The sequence below is a fragment of the Aeromonas salmonicida genome (assembly GCF_028355655.1).
Lineage (GTDB): Bacteria > Pseudomonadota > Gammaproteobacteria > Enterobacterales > Aeromonadaceae > Aeromonas > Aeromonas salmonicida.
Window position 1 is genome coordinate 2,645,622 of the sequence record NZ_CP110645.1, and the last position, 19,140, is coordinate 2,664,761.

At 58.3% G+C, this 19,140-nt stretch carries 14 protein-coding genes and 1 tRNA gene; 8 read left to right on the forward strand and 7 right to left on the reverse strand.

Going from position 1 to position 19,140, the window contains the following annotated elements:
- The first annotated feature begins 173 nt into the window (after positions 1 to 173).
- Positions 174 to 1,754: a Na(+)/H(+) antiporter NhaB gene (gene nhaB / locus ONZ54_RS12600; RefSeq protein ID WP_005310998.1), complete on the forward strand. Its 1,581-nt coding sequence runs from the start codon at positions 174 to 176 to the stop codon at positions 1,752 to 1,754.
- 392 nt (positions 1,755 to 2,146) lie between these two features.
- Complete coding sequence (gene dsbB / locus ONZ54_RS12605; RefSeq protein WP_125599965.1) at positions 2,147 to 2,668, forward strand: disulfide bond formation protein DsbB; 522 nt, start codon at positions 2,147 to 2,149, stop codon at positions 2,666 to 2,668.
- Positions 2,669 to 2,875: 207 nt separating this feature from the next.
- Here dsbB and ONZ54_RS12610 read toward each other — a convergent pair whose 3' ends face one another.
- The 3 genes from ONZ54_RS12610 to uvrB form a co-directional block, all read right to left on the reverse strand.
- Positions 2,876 to 3,529 (reverse strand): DedA family protein, encoded by a 654-nt coding sequence (locus tag ONZ54_RS12610; protein WP_005310994.1) that lies wholly within the window; start codon positions 3,527 to 3,529, stop codon positions 2,876 to 2,878.
- A 175-nt stretch (positions 3,530 to 3,704) separates the two neighbouring features.
- A complete protein-coding gene (locus ONZ54_RS12615) occupies positions 3,705 to 3,929 on the reverse strand; it encodes a YkvA family protein (RefSeq protein WP_271788283.1) in 225 nt (74 codons plus the stop codon).
- Positions 3,930 to 3,970: 41 nt separating this feature from the next.
- Positions 3,971 to 5,983, reverse strand: a complete 2,013-nt coding sequence (gene uvrB, locus ONZ54_RS12620; protein WP_125606855.1) for an excinuclease ABC subunit UvrB — start codon at positions 5,981 to 5,983, stop codon at positions 3,971 to 3,973.
- A gap of 133 nt (positions 5,984 to 6,116) precedes the next feature.
- Here uvrB and ONZ54_RS12625 point away from each other — a divergent pair.
- From ONZ54_RS12625 to ONZ54_RS12650, 6 genes are all read left to right on the forward strand, one after another.
- A tRNA-Asn gene (locus ONZ54_RS12625) sits at positions 6,117 to 6,192 on the forward strand.
- Positions 6,193 to 6,965: 773 nt separating this feature from the next.
- Entirely contained in the window at positions 6,966 to 8,651 is a 1,686-nt protein-coding gene (locus tag ONZ54_RS12630; RefSeq protein ID WP_011898784.1) for an aspartate:alanine antiporter, read from the forward strand.
- Between the two features lie 293 nt (positions 8,652 to 8,944).
- Positions 8,945 to 10,462, forward strand: a complete 1,518-nt coding sequence (locus tag ONZ54_RS12635; protein ID WP_058394465.1) for an MltF family protein — start codon at positions 8,945 to 8,947, stop codon at positions 10,460 to 10,462.
- Between the two features lie 241 nt (positions 10,463 to 10,703).
- Positions 10,704 to 11,669, forward strand: a complete 966-nt coding sequence (locus ONZ54_RS12640; protein ID WP_265430991.1) for a tripartite tricarboxylate transporter substrate binding protein — start codon at positions 10,704 to 10,706, stop codon at positions 11,667 to 11,669.
- A 42-nt stretch (positions 11,670 to 11,711) separates the two neighbouring features.
- The gene (locus tag ONZ54_RS12645; RefSeq protein WP_058394467.1) at positions 11,712 to 12,173 is read left to right on the forward strand and encodes a tripartite tricarboxylate transporter TctB family protein; all 462 of its coding nucleotides are present in this window, start codon (positions 11,712 to 11,714) and stop codon (positions 12,171 to 12,173) included.
- Positions 12,174 to 12,182: 9 nt separating this feature from the next.
- Positions 12,183 to 13,715, forward strand: a complete 1,533-nt coding sequence (locus tag ONZ54_RS12650; RefSeq protein WP_271786319.1) for a tripartite tricarboxylate transporter permease — start codon at positions 12,183 to 12,185, stop codon at positions 13,713 to 13,715.
- Between the two features lie 82 nt (positions 13,716 to 13,797).
- On the opposite strand, the gene ONZ54_RS12655 is transcribed toward ONZ54_RS12650, so the two are convergent.
- The 4 genes from ONZ54_RS12655 to ONZ54_RS12670 form a co-directional block, all read right to left on the reverse strand.
- Positions 13,798 to 14,478, reverse strand: a complete 681-nt coding sequence (locus ONZ54_RS12655; protein WP_059167529.1) for a response regulator — start codon at positions 14,476 to 14,478, stop codon at positions 13,798 to 13,800.
- Positions 14,479 to 16,062 carry an ATP-binding protein gene (locus ONZ54_RS12660; protein WP_271786320.1) on the reverse strand — a complete coding sequence of 528 codons (1,584 nt, stop codon included), beginning with the start codon at positions 16,060 to 16,062 and terminating at the stop codon, positions 14,479 to 14,481.
- Positions 16,059 to 17,270, reverse strand: a complete 1,212-nt coding sequence (locus ONZ54_RS12665; protein ID WP_271786321.1) for an ROK family transcriptional regulator — start codon at positions 17,268 to 17,270, stop codon at positions 16,059 to 16,061. The genes ONZ54_RS12660 and ONZ54_RS12665 overlap by 4 nt, the downstream gene beginning before the upstream one ends.
- Positions 17,271 to 17,375: 105 nt before the next feature.
- On the reverse strand, positions 17,376 to 19,043 hold the full coding sequence (locus ONZ54_RS12670) for a methyl-accepting chemotaxis protein (RefSeq protein WP_058394472.1): 1,668 nt from the start codon (positions 19,041 to 19,043) through the stop codon (positions 17,376 to 17,378).
- Between the last annotated feature and the right edge of the window lie 97 nt (positions 19,044 to 19,140).

Consider the following 19,140-nt stretch of genomic DNA (forward strand, 5'->3'; position numbering starts at 1 on the left):
GATAAAACAGACATTATCTTGGGCAAGGGGCACTATGTTATTTATAGTTAAAGCTCTTTTTGATTAAAATCATGAAGAATCAATCTGATATGGGACAGCATCCGGATGTTTGGGTCGAGCTAGCCTCGACTGCATAGACGCAGAAATCAACAACAAAACAGAGACCCATTATTATGCCAATCAGCTTAGGGAACGCATTTGCCAAGAACTTTTTGGGTAATGCGCCAAAGTGGTACAAGAGCGCAATTCTGTTATTTCTGGTGATCAATCCGATCGCCTTTTATCTCGATCCCTTTGCTGCCGGTTGGCTGCTGGTCGTCGAATTCATCTTCACCCTGGCCATGGCGCTCAAATGCTATCCGTTGCAACCTGGTGGCCTGCTGGCCATTGAAGCAGTGCTCATTGGCATGACTTCCGCAGAACAAGTCAAACATGAACTGGTAGCCAACATTGAAGTGCTGCTGCTGCTGGTGTTTATGGTGGCAGGTATTTACTTCATGAAGCAGTTGCTGCTCTATGTGTTTACCAAACTGCTGATCCGGATCCACTCCAAGACCTTGCTATCTCTGGCATTCTGCCTGGTGTCTGCCTTTCTGTCAGCCTTCCTCGACGCCCTGACCGTGATCGCGGTAGTGATCAGTGTGGCGACCGGTTTCTATGCCATCTACCACAAGGTCTCCTCCGGCAAGGAGTTTGGCCATCAACATGATCACACCGACGATCACTCTGTTCACGAACTCAGTCGCCAACACCTGGACGATTTTCGCGCTTTCCTGCGCAGCTTGATGATGCATGCCGCCATCGGAACGGCGCTGGGAGGTGTCTGCACTCTGGTGGGTGAGCCACAAAACCTGATCATTGGTGAGCAGGCCGGTTGGAGCTTCGGCGAGTTTGCCATTCGCATGGCACCAGTGACCATCCCCGTTTTCATCTGTGGCTTGCTCACCTGTATTCTGGTGGAAAAGTGCCGCTGGTTTGGCTATGGCGCAAAGTTGCCGGATGCCGTGCGTCACATCATGGAAGATTACAACCGTTACGAGGAAGCCGGGCGCTCCCCGCAGGACAAGGCCAAGCTGATCGTGCAGGCAGTGATAGCCATCTGGTTGATCTTGGGTCTCGCCATGCACCTTGCGGCCGTGGGGTTGATCGGGCTGTCGGTCATAGTGCTGGCTACCTCGTTGACCGGCATCAACGACGAACACTCTCTGGGCAAGGCCTTTCAGGAAGCTCTGCCCTTCACTGCCCTGCTTGCCGTCTTCTTCAGTGTGGTCGCCGTGATCATCGATCAACAGTTGTTCCGGCCCGTGATCCAGTGGGTACTGGCTGCAGAACCGGATGATCAACTCGCCCTCTTCTATCTGGCAAACGGCCTGCTCTCCATGGTCAGTGACAACGTCTTCGTCGGCACTGTCTACATCAACGAGGTGAAAACAGCACTGCTCAACAATGCCATTAATCGCGAACAGTTCGATCTGTTGGCGGTCGCCATCAATACCGGCACCAACCTGCCCTCGGTCGCCACCCCGAATGGCCAGGCGGCTTTCCTGTTTATGCTCACCTCGGCGCTGGCCCCCCTGTTGCGGCTCTCCTATGGTCGTATGGTGTGGATGGCGCTGCCTTACACCCTGGTGCTGGGTCTGGTCGGTTTCTTCTCGGTAGAGCTGCTGCTCGGTCCTGCCACCGAGTGGTTTTATCAGGCCGGGTGGCTTCTGCCTCACAGCGGTGCCCCCGCTGTATTGCCTGCTCTGCACTAAAGACCAAGGGCCCCGCAGGGGCCCTTTCTTTTAGCTATTCCCAATTATCTGTTGTATGGGGCACCGCATACAAACAATGCCTTATATTCCCCCTCTTTCAGTAACGTTCCAGCATCCTGCGCTAATCCAGACAATTTCTCAGGCCATGGGTGCCACTACATAGCATCACTCCATCCGTGCTTTCAACTGACGGTGCTACTTGTTCACATGTTGGATCTGGTATCCGCTCAACTTGACGGTTAGGCACGGTCTTCAAAGCAATTACCTACCCCAGGATGGGCCTTACAACAAACAATGGATTCGTCTCACCATGCGGGATTGGGACAGCACCTTTCTTTTTATCCCCTGCTCTGCTCTAATTCAGCCACTGTTTTTTCTGTGAGATCAACCAGATGATTGAGTTCCTGCGTCGTATTGCCGCCCATCGACTGGCATGGGGTCTGCTTGCCGCGTCCGCTTTGTTCCTTGAGTTGAGTGCCCTCTTCTTCCAATATGTGCTGGGTCTGCACCCATGTGTCATGTGTGTGTACGAGCGCCTCGCCATCCTGGGGGTGCTCTCGGCAGGATTGCTCGGCATGATAGCGCCAGAGAAGTGGTATCTCCGCTGGAGTGCCCTCTTGCTCTGGGGCTACAGTGCCTTCCGTGGCCTTCAGCTGGCACTGAAGCACGTGGATTATCAGATGAATCCTTCCCCATTCAACGTCTGCAGCCCTTTTGCCGACTTCCCCAGCTGGGCTCCTCTCGATCAGTGGCTGCCCTGGCTATTCTTTCCGGATGGAGATTGCAGCGAGATCAGCTGGCAATTCCTGAGCTTCTCCATGCCTCAGTGGCTTGTCGCCATCTTCGCCGCCTACCTGCTGGTGTTTGTGGTCGTGACCATCGGCAATCTGGTCAAGGGACGGTGCTGCAGCTAATGCAGAGTAACAAGCATAAAAAAGGAGCCATTGGCTCCCTTTTTTATGGGGCTGAATACCATCTTTTCCGCCTGCCTCTGGCGTTTGTGATCCTGGCTATCAGCAACCGGCTCAGGGGGCACCCATGCGGCTGAACCAGTGTATACACAGTAAAAATGGGAGCCAGTGGCTCCCATTTCCATGACCTGCTCGTCAGCGACGCGCCGATCAGGATGCGGCCTTGCTGGCGTGCATCCTGGCCCTTGCCATGCCGATGACCATGGGCAACAGTGAAATAAAGATGATGCCGAAAATGAGCAGCGTAAAGTTTTGACGCACCACGGGCAAGTTGCCAAAGAAGTGGCCGGCATACACGAAGGAAATAACCCACAGCAGCCCCCCCACCAGGTTGAATACCAGGAAGCGCGGATAGGTCATGGCACCCATGCCTGCAACGAAGGGAGCAAAGGTGCGCACGATTGGCAGGAAACGGGTGATGATAATGGTCTTGCCACCATGGCGGTCGTAAAAAGCGTGAGTCTTGTCCAGATAATCCCGACGGAAGATTTTGGATTCAGGGTTGCGGAACAGCTGCTCGCCGAAGAAGTGGCCAATGGTGTAGTTGACCACGTTGCCCAGCACGGCAGCGATGATCAGCAGGGCCGCCAGGGTATGAACATCCAGCACACTGCCCACTGTGAGGGCACCGGCAGCAAACAGCAGTGAGTCACCCGGCAGGAAGGGAGTGACCACAAGCCCTGTCTCGCAGAAGATGATCAGGAACAGGATGGCATAAACCCAGACGCCATAGTTTTCAAAAAGTTCTCTCAAATGCACGTCAACGTGCAGAATAAAGTCAATCGCAAACAGGATCAGATCCATTTTTTCATACTCATGAAGTGAACGGCGTGGAGTCTACGCCAATGCATTCAGGGTCACAATCTTCCCATAGAGCTCTTTTTAATCAACGAAAGGCGAAACTCAATCGATTCCCTTTTTATCCGAAAAATCATAAATAACCAACACCTGTTCACCCCTGATTAAGGGGGAAACTGATTCAGTCTCGTTTATCCAGTGTCAGCCTGACATGTTCGGGCAGGCACTTCTCCCATCCCCACAATAAAAGCAGCAGCAGGGTCAGGTCATCACACCAGCCAAGCAGGGGGACCACATCGGGGATGAGATCTACCGGGCTGAGGCCATACAGCAGTATGAGGATCACCAGCCCCTTGGCCCACCAGGGAGTGGCAGGATGGCGGAAGTCCTGATAGAGACGGCGCATGCGCCGCCAGATGAGCCAGCGTTTGCCGTTCGGCTTATTGTTCAACTCTCGATCAACTCGTGGCGCAGCCGCTGGATCTGGTCTCGCAGCGCGGCTGCCTGCTCGAACTCCAGATCCCGCGCGTGCTGGAACATCTGCTCTTCCATCCGCTTGATCTCTTTGGCTATCTCGCTGGCGGAGCGAACATGGTACTCCCCTTGTGGCTCGGCTGCCTTGCGACCTCCCCTGCCCGCCTTGCCTGCACTACGGCTGCCTCCCATGTCCATCACATCCCCCACCGACTTGTTGAGCCCTTTGGGGGTGATGCCGTGTTCGAGGTTGTGAGCATGCTGCAGGGTCCGACGGCGCTCCGTCTCCTCGATGGCCACCCTCATGGAGTTGGTGATGGAATCCCCGTACAGGATCACCTTGCCGTTGAGGTTGCGGGCGGCGCGGCCAATGGTCTGAATGAGGGAGCGAGTGGAGCGCAGGAAGCCCTCTTTGTCCGCATCCAGGATGGCCACCAGAGAGACCTCCGGCATGTCGAGCCCCTCTCGCAGCAGGTTGATACCCACCAGCACGTCAAACTTGCCGAGGCGCAGATCGCGAATGATCTCCACCCGCTCTACGGTATCGATATCCGAGTGCAGGTAGCGCACTCTAACGTCATGATCCGCCAGATATTCGGTCAAATCCTCCGACATCCGCTTGGTGAGGGTCGTCACCAGCACCCGCTCCTCCACCGCGACCCGCAGCCGGATCTCGGAGAGCAGATCGTCCACCTGGGTGGTCACCGGGCGCACCTCTATCTCGGGATCGAGCAAACCGGTCGGGCGCACTACCTGCTGCACCACGTCATCGCCGGATTTACCCAGCTCGTAGGGACCAGGGGTAGCCGAGACAAACACCGTCTGCGGCATCAGGGCCTCGAACTCATCGAACTTGAGGGGCCGGTTGTCGAGTGCCGAGGGCAGACGAAAGCCGTACTCCACCAGCGTCTCCTTGCGGGATCTGTCCCCTTTGAACATGGCGCCGATCTGCGGCACCGTCACGTGGGATTCGTCGATGATGAGCAGGCCATCCCCTGGCAGGTAGTCAAACAGGGTGGGCGGCGGCTCCCCCGGTGCACGACCGGAGAGGTAGCGGCTGTAGTTCTCGATACCGGAGCAGTAGCCCAGCTCTTGCATCATCTCCATGTCGAACTGGGTGCGCTGGCTGATGCGCTGCTCCTCCACCAGCTTGTTGAGAGACAGCAGCTGTTCCCGGCGGCTTTTCAACTCCTCCTTTATATGCTCAATGGCACCCAGAATGGTTTCGCGCGGGGTGGCATAATGGGTCTTGGGATAGATGGTGTAGCGCACCACCGTCTGTTCGATGGCACCGGTCAGGGGATCGAATTGGGAGAGCCGCTCCACCTCTTCATCAAACAGCTCCACGCGCAGCGCCAGCTTGTCCGACTCGGCGGGGTAGATGTCGATCACCTCTCCCCTCACCCGAAAGGTACCGCGCTGGAATGCCATGTCATTGCGGGTGTATTGCAGCTCGGCGAGACGACGCAATATATCCCGCTGGTTGATCACGTCCCCGACTTTGAGGTGCAGCATCATGCTGAGGTAAGCCTGGGGGTCCCCCAGACCATAGATGGCCGACACGGACGCGACTATGATGACGTCACGCCGCTCCAGTAGCGCCTTGGTGGCCGACAACCGCATCTGCTCGATGTGATCGTTGATGGAAGCATCCTTCTCGATGAAGGTGTCCGTGGTCGGTACATAAGCCTCGGGCTGGTAGTAGTCGTAATAGGAGACGAAATACTCCACCGCATTCTCGGGGAAAAACTCCTTCATCTCGCCATAGAGCTGGGCAGCCAGCGTCTTGTTGGGGGCCATGATCATGGTGGGGCGGTTCAGGGTCGCGATCACGTTGGCCATGGTGAAGGTCTTGCCCGAACCTGTCACCCCGAGCAGGGTCTGATGGGCCAGGCCGGATTCGATGCCATCAAGCAGACGGGCGATCGCCTCTGGCTGATCCCCTGCAGGTTGAAACTGGCTGGCCAACTGAAATAACTTGCTCATGACGACTCCCGGCAAAAAACGGCAAGGAAGAAGTGTACTCCGAGTTGGGGTGGCCTGGGTATCCACTCTCCTGCCCAAGCGGCTATTGACCTCAAAAAGCGACCTCTGTATGATGCCCCTCCTTGCCTGATGTTCCCCCGTAGTTCAGTCGGTAGAACGGCGGACTGTTAATCCGTATGTCACTGGTTCAAGTCCAGTCGGGGGAGCCAATTCCTCACCATCTCGGTGCAAGTTATCCACTTTAGTGCTTTCCTCTGCCGATTTTAATGCACAAGCCGCTCACTGCGGTGACATCCCCCATTTTTCTCCCTTTCCATGCCAGCAGCGTTTTGTTCTGTTGCGTCTAACTATCTGATTTTTATAGAAACATTTTTATTCCGGTATTTTTTGAACAGCCCTTGCAACCCAGTATTGGCGCGGCCTGTAGCCTGATTGCCAAGTTTCACACACAGGGTTATCCACAGAATCTGTGGGTAAGTCAGTCAAACCCAGTCACTGCCTAGCTTGGCAGGCCATTGCCATCGACCGGCTCCGATTTCTCTTCCCAACCTCATTTTCTGCTGTTTTTGAGTGCCCCCCCAAATGGGTCGAAACACCGGCCATCAGATGCCTTTTCCAGATATCTTTTCGCTATCCCGCGAGCAGTGGGTCAGCATCCGTACCTGCCCCTTGAACCGGTTCCTGGCTCAACCCCCGCTCTTCAGTCAGATATGCTGAAAAACAGCGAAACGACTCTTCCAAACAGCAGGGAATAAATTTTCAAGCCGGTCATGCGGACAAGGATCACAGATAGCAGGAATCACTAATTGACAGCGGGGCTGACAGCGCGAAATAGAGCGGATCTTCCTGGTTGCCCCGTGTTTTCCCTCAACCAAGGGGCAGCAAGGCAGCTTGCTACCGATTAATCCTCCTTTGGCGCTTCTTTATTGGTAAGGGATCCGGCACAATATCGGCCCCACTTTTTTCCTCGGTTTTTCCGGGCATGACCATAGATTTCGTGACACTGTTACATCAAAGCGACTCCCTGCTGCTGTTCGTGGTACTGGCCTTCGGCCTGTTGCTCGGCAAAGTCAGGCTCGGCAATTTCCAGATTGGCAACACCATAGGCGTGCTGTTTACCGCCCTGCTGTTCGGCCAGATGGGTTTCGAGTTCACCGCCACCACGGAGAACGTCGGCTTCATGCTGTTCATTTTCTGCGTGGGGATAGAAGCGGGGCCGCACTTTTTCAGCGTCTTCCTGCGGGACGGCATTCACTACATCACCCTCACTCTGGTGATCCTGCTGACGGCGCTGCTGCTGACAGTGGGGCTGGCCAAGTTCTTCAACCTGGGGCCAGGCATGGCCGCTGGGATCCTGGCGGGCTCGCTCACCTCAACCCCGGCCTTGGTTGGTGCGCAGGATGCCCTGCGCAGCGGACTGCTCAACCTGCCTCACAAGACAGACATGCAGTCCGTGCTCGACAACATGGGCATTGGCTATGCGCTGACCTATCTGGTCGGTTTGGTAGGCCTGATGCTGGTGGTGCGCTACCTGCCTTCACTGGCTAGGCTGGATTTGAGCACAGAAGCGCAGAAGATCGCCCGTGAACGTGGACTGTCGGACAACGAAAGCCGTAAAACCTACCTCCCCATCATCCGCGCCTATCGGGTCGGCCCCGAGCTAGCAGCCTGGATTGGTGGTCGTACCCTGCGGGAAACCGGTATCTATCCCCACACCGGCTGCTATGTGGAGCGGATCCGCCGCAACGGCATACTGGCAAGCCCGGATGGTGATGCCGTCATCCAGGAAGGGGACGAGATCGCCCTGGTAGGCTATCCGGAAAGCCACGAGAAACTCGACGTCAATTACCGCAACGGTAAAGAGGTGTTCGACCGTAACCTGCTAGATCTTCAAATAGTTACCGAAGAGATAGTGGTGAAAAACGATGGGGTAGTCGGGCGCCATCTGGTGGAGCTCAACCTCACCGAGAAAGGCTGCTTCCTCAACCGGGTGGTACGGTCCCAGATAGAGATGCCGTTTGATCGCAACATCATGCTGCAAAAGGGTGACGTGCTGCAGATCAGCGGCGAGAAGCAGCGGGTCAAGCTGCTGGCCAACAAGATCGGCTTTATCAGTATCCACAGCCAGACCACGGATCTGGTCGCCTTCACCACCTTCTTCGTGCTGGGCCTGCTGATTGGCTCCGTCTCCCTGGTATTCGGCCAGCTCGAGTTTGGTCTGGGCAACGCCGTCGGCCTGCTGCTGGCAGGGATCCTGATGGGCTACCTGCGCGCCAACCACCCCACAGTCGGCTATGTGCCGCCCGGGGCATTGCGTCTGGCCAAGGATCTGGGGCTTGCCGTCTTCATGGTGAGCACGGGTCTGAAAGCCGGTGGCGGCATTCTGGATCACCTGAGCCAGGTCGGTGCCGTGGTGCTCTTCTCCGGCATGCTGGTGACCACCTTGCCGGTACTGGTGGGCTATCTGTTCGGGGTCTGGGTGTTGAAGATGAACCCGGCACTGCTGCTGGGCGCCATCACGGGTGCCCGCACCTGCGCCCCGGCCATGGACGTGGTGAACGAAGCGGCCAACAGCTCCATTCCGGCGCTTGGTTATGCGGGCACCTATGCGGTTGCCAACGTCATGTTGACCCTGGCGGGGTCCTTCATCATCGGCTTCTGGTTCTAACGCCACATCGGATTTGCTGCAATAGAAGGGGAGCCGTTATGGCTCCCCTTCTATATTTCAATTTCACGGCTTCCCCATTCCCTGTCCCCTGACAGATCCCGCGACATCTCGTGCCCGCAGCCATCCGCATCACACCTCTGCCCCAACAGGTATTCTTGACTATCTCGCACGAGACGGCTGCGGCACCACAAAATAGAGCCAATGGTACTATCTGACACGTTGCACCAAACTCAATGAGCTAAGTAGCCCCTTGCCTGCCACTTACACTCAATGAAAAGAGTGAGGTACTCATCATGAAAAGGTTATGGATCATTCTGGGCTGGATGCTGTGCTGCCTGGCGCCAGCTACGGCGGCTGAACCGACGGCAGCGCCCGACGAAGTGCCGGCGTCCCTGGCATTTAGCGCAGAGGAACTGTCCCGCCCTCGGTTGGGTGACCTCGATGACATGCTGGCGCGACGTACCATCCGGGTTCTCACCACCTACAACAAGACCGGCTACTTCATCAACAAAGGGGTCCAACGGGGCGTAACCTACGATGCTTTCATGCAGGTAGAAAAACGGCTCAACGATCAGCTGCGCAAACAGAAGGCCATCAAGCGCCACCTCAAGCTGCAGTTCGTCTTCATTCCGGTTGCCCGTGAAGCCCTGCTGCAAGCCCTGATCGACGGCAAAGGTGACATAGCGGCAGCCAACCTCACCATCACGGATCAGCGCAAAAGACAGGGCGTGGCGTTTACCAATCCCTTATTGGAAAACGTGCGGGAACTGCTGATCTCGGGGCCTCACTCACCCAGGGTGGAGAGTGTCGCCGAACTCGGCGGCCAAACTGTCCATGTGCGCCCCTCTTCAAGTTACTTCGAGAGCCTCATCGCCTATAACCAGGCCCGCAAAGCCGCGGGAGAGCCGCTCATCGACATCAAGCCGGCACCGGAATCTCTGGAAGATGAGGACCTGGTGGAGATGGTCAATGCTGGCCTGCTGCCCTTCATCGTCATGGATGAGCACAAGGCTCGTTTCTGGAAGAAGATTTTTCCCGCCATCCAGATCCACGAACAACCCGCATTCCGTGAAGGGGGGGTCATCGCCTGGGCAGTACGCAAAGAGAGTCCCAAGTTGCTCGCCATGCTCAACGAGCAGATAGCAGCCCAGCGGGGCAAGGCCACAGGAGAGGACATCCTGGCCCGTTACCTCAAGCAGAACAAATTCGTCAAGAGCGCTGCCGCCGAGACTGAGCGCAAGAAATTCCTGCAGCTGGTAGATCTGTTTCGCCAGTACGGCGATCGTTTCGATGTGGACTGGCTGCTGATCGCGGCTCAGGGCTATCAGGAGTCGGCACTCAACCACAAGGCGCGCAGCCCGGTCGGCGCCATCGGCATCATGCAGATCATGCCCGCCACCGGCAAAGGTCTGAAGGTAGGCGACATTCGCCAGCTCGAACCCAACATCCACGGTGGCGTCAAATACATGCGCTGGATGATCGATCACTACTACGCCGACGAGCCCATGACGGCCCTCGACAAGGCCTTGTTTTCATTTGCTTCCTACAATGCCGGCCCTGCACGGGTGGCACGACTGCGGACAGAGGCCAAGAAACGGGGACTGGATCCCAACATCTGGTTTCATAACGTCGAGTATGTGGCGGCCGAGAAAATAGGGCCAGAAACAGTGACCTACGTGGGCAACATCTACAAGTACTACATCGCCTACAAGCTGGTGATGGAGCAGTTGCAGCTCAAACAGCAGGCCACTGAAACCATCAAACAGCAGGAGACCATCGGTAACAAGGTTTCCTCCGCGACAAAAACATAGCGGCGACCAAGCCGCGGCCAGCACGAACCAGGCTCCCCACTTTTCACATGGGGAGCCTGATGTTTTTTTACCTCCAGCTTCTTGCCAACGCGACATCAAGCCATCTTTCAGCAACAAAACGTCTGCTCATGACCAAAATGCACAAAATGACCAGAACAGCCTTAATAGCCATTACGGCCAGATTGTTCTCCAACCAGATACGATTAATTAACCTCTTTGCAACAACCACAAGGAGTACATCATGTTGCAAGGAACCCTCAAGCGCACCCTGCTCTGCTGCCTGCTTGGCGCCAGCCTCGGCGTACAGGCTAAAATAGATGAAATCCACTTTCTGATCCCGGGCGGTGCCGGCGGTGGTTGGGACAACACGGCCCGGGGTACCGGCGAGGCACTGACCAAGTCCGGCCTCATCACCACCGCCTCCTATCAGAACATCTCGGCCGGTGGTGGCGCCAAGGCCATCGCCCACCTGATCGAGACCTCGGCCCAGTCCGACAAGACGCTGATGGTCAACTCCACCCCCATCATCGTCAAATCCCTCTCCAAGGAGTTGCCGCAGTCCTTCCGGGATCTCACGCCGGTCGCCGCCATTATTGCCGATTATCAGGCACTGGCCGTACCGCTGGACTCGCCCTATCAGAACTGGTCCCAACTGTTGGCGGCCTATGAAGCCAACCCTGCCAAGGTGAAGATAGCCGGCGGATCCGCCCGTGGCAGCCTGGATCACCTGGTGGCGGCCATGACCTTCAAGAATGGAGGGGCAGATGCCAGCAAGCTGCGCTATGTGGCCTATGATGCGGGCGGCAGCGCCATGGCGGCAGTGCTGGCGGGAGAGACACAGGTGCTCTCCACCGGTTTTGGCGAAGCAATGGAGGCGGTCAAATCCGGCCAGATGCGGATCCTCGGTGTCACGGCACCCGAGCGGATGCCGGATGCCAGCCAGATCCCGACCTTTAGTGAGCAAGGCAATCCGACTGTCTTTGCCAACTGGCGTGGCTACTTTGCCTCCCCCACTGTCAGTGCGCAAAAATCCGCCGAGTTTGCCGCCCTGCTCAAGCAGATGTATGACAAGCCGGAGTGGGAAGTGGTCCGCGCCCGCAACAGCTGGACCAATCTCTACCAGTCCGGTCCCGAATTCACCGCCTTTCTCAACAGCCAGGAGCAGCAAATCGGCAGCCTGATGCGTGAGCTCGGCTTCATCAAATAATCCCTCAGTGGCGGGCGAGGCCCGCCCATTGGAGTCACCGTTATGCACATGACCAAGGAGCGGCTCGGGGGGCTGCTGTTTTTGCTGCTCTCCCTCGCCTATGGCTATCACGCCACCCTGATCCCCGGTTATCCCGGGGACGAGTATGAACCCTTTACCGCCAGCACCTTGCCCTATGCCCTGTCAGGCGTCGGCGCCCTGCTCTCCCTGCTGCTGATCTGTTTCCCTGGCGGAGAGAGACTGCATAAAGAAGCCGGTAACTGGCGGCTGGTATTTGCCTTGCTGCTGCTGATGCTGATCTATGGGGTGGCCCTCGGCTGGCTCGGCTTTGTCATCGCCACCACCCTGTTCCTCATCGGCGGGATCCGCTTGATGGGCGAGCGGAGCCTCTCCTTCGCCTGCAAGGTGAGTGCGCCCTTCACCCTCATTTTCTGGGCTCTGTTGACCAAGGTGCTCAATGTCTACCTCGAACCGGGTCGGCTGTTCACCTACTTGCTGGGATAAGGAAATCACATGTTAGACGGAATCTTGCAAGGCCTGGGCACCGCCATGATGCCCATCAACATCTTCATGGTGATAGTAGGCTGCTTCGTCGGCACCTTCATCGGCATGCTGCCGGGGCTGGGCCCGGTCACCGCCATCGCCCTGATGATCCCCATCACCTACGGGCTGGATCCGGCCTCCGGCATCATCTTGATGGCCGGGGTCTACTACGGCTCCATGTTCGGGGGCTCCACCTCCTCCATTCTGATCAACACACCGGGTTGCTCGGCCAGCATGATCACCGCCATCGACGGCTATCCCCTGGCCTGCAAGGGCCAGGCCGGCAAGGCGCTGGCCATCGCGGCCTACGCCTCCTTCACCGGCGGCACTCTGTCGGCCATCTTCCTGATGGTGGCGGCTCCGCTGCTCGCCAAGGTCTCCCTCTCCTTCCAGTCGGCGGACTACTTCGCCCTCATGGTACTGGGACTCTCTGCCGTGGCCGCCTTCGCCGGCAAGGGACAGGTACTCAAGGCGCTGATCATGGCGCTGTTTGGCATCATGCTCTCTACCGTCGGCATCGATCGCAGCGTCGGGGTGGACAGATTCACCTTCGGCCTGCCGGACTTGCGCGATGGCTTTTCCTTCCTGCTGCTGGCCATGGCCACCTTCGCCCTGGCAGAGATCCTGATGACGGTACTGCGCCCGGGCAAAGATTCCCGTGACGAGGAGGCGAACAAGATCCAGCAACTCGGATCTCTCAAGCTGAGCAAGGCAGAAGTAAAAGAGATAGCCCCACCCATAGTGCGCTCCTCTGTGCTGGGTTTTCTCATCGGCGTGCTGCCGGGTGCCGGCGCCACCATCGCCTCTTTCATGGCCTATGGTGCCGAGCGAAATTTCTCTCGCAAAGCGAAGCGGGATGAGTTCGGCAAGGGCAGCCTGACCGGCATTGCCGCGCCGGAAGCGGCCAACAATGCGGCTTCCAGTGGTGCCTTCGTGCCCCTGCTGACTCTGGGGATCCCGGGCTCGGGCACCACGGCACTGATGCTGGGGGCGCTCATCGCCTATGGCATTCAGCCGGGCCCTCGCCTCTTCATGGAGCACCCGGACGTCTTCTGGTCGGTGATCATCTCCATGTATCTGGGCAACGTGGTGTTGCTGATCCTCAACCTGCCGCTCATTCCCTATCTGGCCAAGATCCTGCAAGTACCGCGTCCCGTGCTCATTCCCATGGTATTGCTGTTCTCGCTGATCGGGGTCTACCTGGTCTCGTTCAACACCATGGACATCTATGTGATGGTGCTGGTGGCGCTGATCGCCATCGGCCTGCGCCTGCTGGACTTCCCCATGGCTCCCATGCTGCTCGGTTTCATTCTGGGGGGCATGCTGGAGGACAACCTGCGCCGGGCTCTGGTCATCAACGACGGTTCACTAAGCTTCCTGTGGGAGCGACCCATCACCCTCGGCTTCACGCTGGTCACCCTGGTGATGCTGCTGTTGCCGGTCTGGCAGTGGTGGCAGGCTCGCAGGGCGCCAGTGGAAACGCTGCACTCGGAGCTGACCTGATCCCCATGAGCTTGCAATGTAAAAGAGCGCCCAAAGGCGCTCTTTTTATGACATCAAAGATGATGTGTAGCATGCTGATGCGTCAGTGTTGGCGCTTTTGTATTGCCTGATAGCGGCGCTCCGGCCGCCCGACAGTGCCGTATTCCAGCTCAGGGCTCGCCAGCTGCTGGCCCACCAGAAACTCCAGATAACGGCGCGCCGTGGTGCGGCTCACCCCCACCCGGTTGCCTATCTCCTCGGCACTGGCTCCCACCCCCGTCAGCGCCGCCAATACCCGTTGCAGCGTAAGCGCGTCTATCCCTTTGGGCAGGCCGCCGGCCGCCACCTGCTGCAGCGGAGTACCGAACAGGGCATCCACCGCCTGCTGATCGATGTCAGCCAGCGCCGCCAGCGCGGCACGGCTCTGGCAATAGTTGTCGAGGGTATCCCGCAATCGTTCGAACACCACAGGTTTGAGGATGAAATCCACCACCCCGAGCCGCATCGCCTCCTGCAAGGCGGTCGCCTCCCGCGCGGCAGTGAGCAGGATGACATCCAGGCAGGCCCCGGCCTGACGCAGTTCACGCAGCAGGGCAAAACCCTCTCCGTCGGGCAACCACACATCCAGCAACACCAGATCGGGTTTGAGGATGCCAATCTGCTCTCTGGCATCAAACAGGGTGAGCGCCACCCCCAGCACCTCGAAGCCCGCCAGCCGCTGAACGAAGCGGCGGTGGATCTCGGCGATGGCCGGATCATCTTCGACGATCAGGATCTTGATCACTCACACCTCCTTGGGAATGTAACAGACGACGCAACTTCCCTGCGCCGTGGCTTCTATGGTGATGGTCCCCTGCAGGGCATCCAGCGTCTTGCGCACCAGAGCAAGGCCGATACCGTGACCGGGCTCGACCTTGCTGCTGACCCCGCGCTCGAACAACCTGTCTGCCAGGGCAGGATCTATGCCGCCGGCTCCGTCCTCCACCTCCAGGATGAGATCCTGGCCGAGATCGCTCAACGAGACCCGGATCGGCTGGTAAGGCGCACCGTGGCGACGGGTCGCCTCAAAGGCATTCTCGATGAGATTGCCCAGCAGTGTCACCAGCTGGGAACCGCTCACACGAAGGGGAATGTCGTGCAGACGAGAGTCTGGGTCCACCACCAACACCAGCCCCAGCTCGTGGGCCCTGTGATACTTGCCAAGCAACAGCCCTGCCACCTTTGGCTTGGCAATGGCTCCCATCAAAAAGCTGAGCAAGGTTTGTTCGGTAGCAGCTTCCCGTCCGATGAAGGCGAGCGCCTCCTGGGTAGCACCCAGTTCTATCATGCCGGCTATGGTGCCGAGCTGGTTGTTGTGTTCGTGGGTCTGTACCCGTAGCAGGTCACTGTATGCCTGTACCTGGGAGAGCTGGGCACTGAGTTCGGCCAGCTCATCCTTGCGGCGAAAGCTCGATACGGCGCCGATCAGCTTGCCGTCCCGCACCAACGGCAGCCGGTTGACGATGAGCTGCTGGCCGTTGAGCACTATCTCTTCATCAAACTGGGGGCGCGGATCCTGAATGAGAGAGAGCATGCGGCTTTCAGGCAACAGTTGGGTGACGGGTTGGCCGAGGGCCGCCCTCGCCGCCTGCTCATCGAGGCGCAGCAGCCGGATGCCATTCGGGTTGAGGGAGGTAAGCCTGCCTTGCTCATCTATGGTGAGGATCCCCTCGCGTACGGTACGCAGGGTGCAATCCAGCTCGGCATAGAGGCGCCCGATCTGCTCGGGTTCGAACCCCAGGATGGCCCGCTTGTAGCGCCGCGCCAGCCAGGCGGCAGCGGCGCTGTTGAGCAAGACGATAAGCAGGGTCATCGCCAGACCAAAGCGCAGAAAATCCTGTAGATCTGCGTCTATGTCGCGCACCAGATAACCGACCGACACCACGCCGATGACCTGTCCCATCTCGTTGCGGATCGGCCCCTTGCCGCGCACCGAGACACCGAGCGACCCCTGGGCACGGGAAATATAGGCTTCTCCTTGCAGGGCTCGGGCAGGATCGTCCCCCACCATGGGCTGGCCGATGCGATCCGCATTGGGGTGCACCAGCCGCCGCGCCTTGCTGTCACCAATGACGATGTAACTGGCACCGACTTCGGCGCGGATCCGCTCAACCAGCACATTGAGCCGGGCTGTGTCCCCCCGCTTCACACCGGCAATGACACCCGGCTCACGGGCCACCAGCCGCGCCACGTCAAGGGCCTGATCGCCTACCTCCTGGTAGCGCTGCTCGGAAACGTAGTAGTAACTGGCCCCGCTCAGCAACACCAGTTGCAGCAGACTGACCAGACAGAGCATGAGCAGGAAGCGTCCTTGCAACCCGAGTGTCATGCCTCCTTGTCGCCTCGCAACAAGTCGAGCAGCAGGCTGCCATCGCGCAGTGCCTTGTGCACCTGTACCGAGGTGGGCTTGGTGGGATCTTCGTAGAAATGGGTGGATTCGATCTGCAGCCGCACCAGGTATTCGGCCGGCAACTGGCTGGCCAGAGACTGGTGCAGCATGGGGAACAGCAGCCGATCGGCGCGGGTTATTTCCCCCCCCAGCAGCAGCTTGCCCGGATTGAGCAGACAGATGAGGTTGGATAGCACCCGGGAGAGACGACCGGCCGCCTGATGGAGAATGTCCTGACACAGGCTGTTGCCCGCCAACGCCAGCTCGCACAACTCGCGGATGGTGACACTCTCCGGCAAATCATACTCCTGCATACGCTCGCGCAGATCCCGGTATTGTGCCTCCAGCGCCTGATTGGTCACCAGGGTACAGGCGCAGCCAAAGCCGCCGCAGTAGCAGCGCTGGCCGTAGGGTTCGAGCTGCAGGTGGCTGAGATCGCCGAGCAGGGCTGACTCGCTCTCGATGAGCTGACCGTTGACCACCATGCCGACACCTATGTCGTTGTGGACGAACACCAGCACAGCATCGGCACAATTTTTGGCGGCACCCCACTCGCGCTCGGCCTGGATCCAGGTGCGCACATCGCCACTGACCAGCACGGATACCTCGAACGCCTGTTGCAGGGTCGGACCAAGTGGCCAGTTGCGCAGATCATAGAAGGGGAAATGTTTCACCATGCCGGAGTGACGCTCCACCTGCCCGGGCAGACAGAGGGCGATACAGGCAAGGCGCAACGCCTTCTTTGGCAGGAAACCCTCAATGGCTCGCACCAGACTGGCCAGCAGATCGGCACGTTCCGCTTCGCTGAAAGTATGACGATGACGGGCGAGAGAACGACCGGCCAAATCGAACAGGGCCATGTCCACATAGCCACGGCCGAGGCGCATGGAGAGAAACTGGAAGCGGCGTTCGTTGATGCGCAGCAGGGTCTGACGGCGACCACGCCCCACCGAGCTTTCGCCACAGGTCACCACCAGACCGCCATCAAGCAGTTCACGAGTGATCTTGGTGATGCTGGCCGGAGAGAGGCCGGTCAAACGGGACAGATCGGTACGGGACAGCTCCTTGTGCTCCTCCAGGCTGGCGTAGACCAGGCCATAGTTGAGCTGACGGATCAAATCGATACTGCCTTTCACGATCTCATTCATAGGGTACGGGTTAACGAAAGGAACGGATGGCGGCAATTTTCCCACATTCTCTGCCGATCCCCAAATTTGCCGTCTGGAAATGACGTCCAGACGGCAAAAATGCGATCAATAACGGAATTGGGAGACGAGTTTACGCAATTTGTCACCCGTGCTGGCCAGGTCGCGGGTGGTGCTGTTGGACTCCACAGCCGCATCGGTCAGCTCGCTGACGATCTGCTGGATGGCCACCAGGTTCTTGTTGATCTCCTCCGACACCGCATGCTGCTCCTCGGCGGCGGTGGCAATCTGGATATTCATGTCGTTGATGGTGCTGACCGCCATCACCATGCTGTCGAGTGAGGTGGCGATATGGCTTGCCTCCTGTACCGTCTCCTGGCTGCGCTCCTCGCTGGCCTGCATCACGTCTACCGCCTGTTTGACGCCACTTTGCAGCCGTTGAAGCATCTCGTTGATCTCCTTGGTGCTCTGCTGGGTTCGGCCCGCCAGGGAGCGCACTTCGTCCGCAACGACCGCAAAGCCGCGCCCCTGCTCACCAGCCCGGGCTGCTTCGATGGCGGCGTTGAGCGCCAGCAGGTTGGTCTGCTCTGCAATGCCGCGAATGACCTCCACCACAGAGCCAATCTTGCCGGTTTCATGGGCCAGCTGCTCGATGACCCCGGAGGCGGTATGCACCTCCCCCACCAGCCGGTTGATGCTGTTGATGGCGGTGCCCACCACGCCACGGGCAGCGTCGGACTCCCGTGCCGCATCGCTGGTGGCCGTCGCCGCGTTGGAGGCACTGGCCGCCACTTCCTGCGCGGTGGAGCTCATCTCGGTCACGGCGGTGACCACCTGATCCGTCTCTCTGCTGTGGCCCTGCATCTGATGATCATAGTGTTCGCTCAAGCTGTGCAACTTCTCCACGGCACTGAACAGATGGTTGCTGGTTTCCCCCACCTGGCTCACCACCGACTGGATCCGCTCGACAAAGCGGTTGAACGCCGTGGCCAGCTGGCCAATTTCATCATTGCTCTGCACCTTGAGGCGCTGGGTCAAATCCCCCTCACCGTCTGCGATGTCATTAAGTGCCTGAACTGCATCTGCCAGCGGCCGGGTAACCCGGTTGCCTATCACCACTGTCGCCACCAGGGTGATGCCCAGTATCACCAGGATCAGCAGCACACTGCTCTGCAGGGAGTCGTGCATGTTGTTCTCGCGCTCGGTGCGCAGCGCCGCCAGCTCGTTGTCGATGTCGTCGATATAAAAGCCGGTGCCGATAATCCACTCATATTTGTCGAGCACCAGGTTGAAGGAAAGCTTGGGCGCATCCCGCCCGATAGAAGGCTTGGCGGTCCAGTATTCGGAGAAACCATCTCCCTGACGGGCGGCTTTGACGATCTCCTGGATAAGCAGCTTGCCCTTGGCATCCTTGTCCTGCCAACGGTTCTTGCCCTCCATCTCGGGACGGGTCGGCAACAAGACGGTATTGCCCTGAAAGTCGTAAACGAAGAAATAGCCATCGCTGCTGTAGCGCAGCGGCCGCAATATTTCGGCTACCTGCTTGCGCACTTCCGGGGTATCTGGCTGGTTGTAGACAGTGTCGACAGCCGTCTTGGCGAGCATCAGATAGCTGCTGAGCAGCGCCTTGCGCTCCTTGATCGCATTCTCCCGCGCAACGATCAGATCGGCTTCGAGATCGCTCTTGGAGATCATGTAATTGCTGAGGTTGACGACCAGAGCCATCAGGAGCACGGGGACGGCTCCCAACAACAGAATTTTCTGTTTTAGCGTCATTTTTCACATCCTTGCTGCTGTTTTTATTGGTGTTCCGTTCCTACCTGACCAGTATAGGACGCTGGTCGACGTGGACCCGCTTTCGCTACAATCCCCG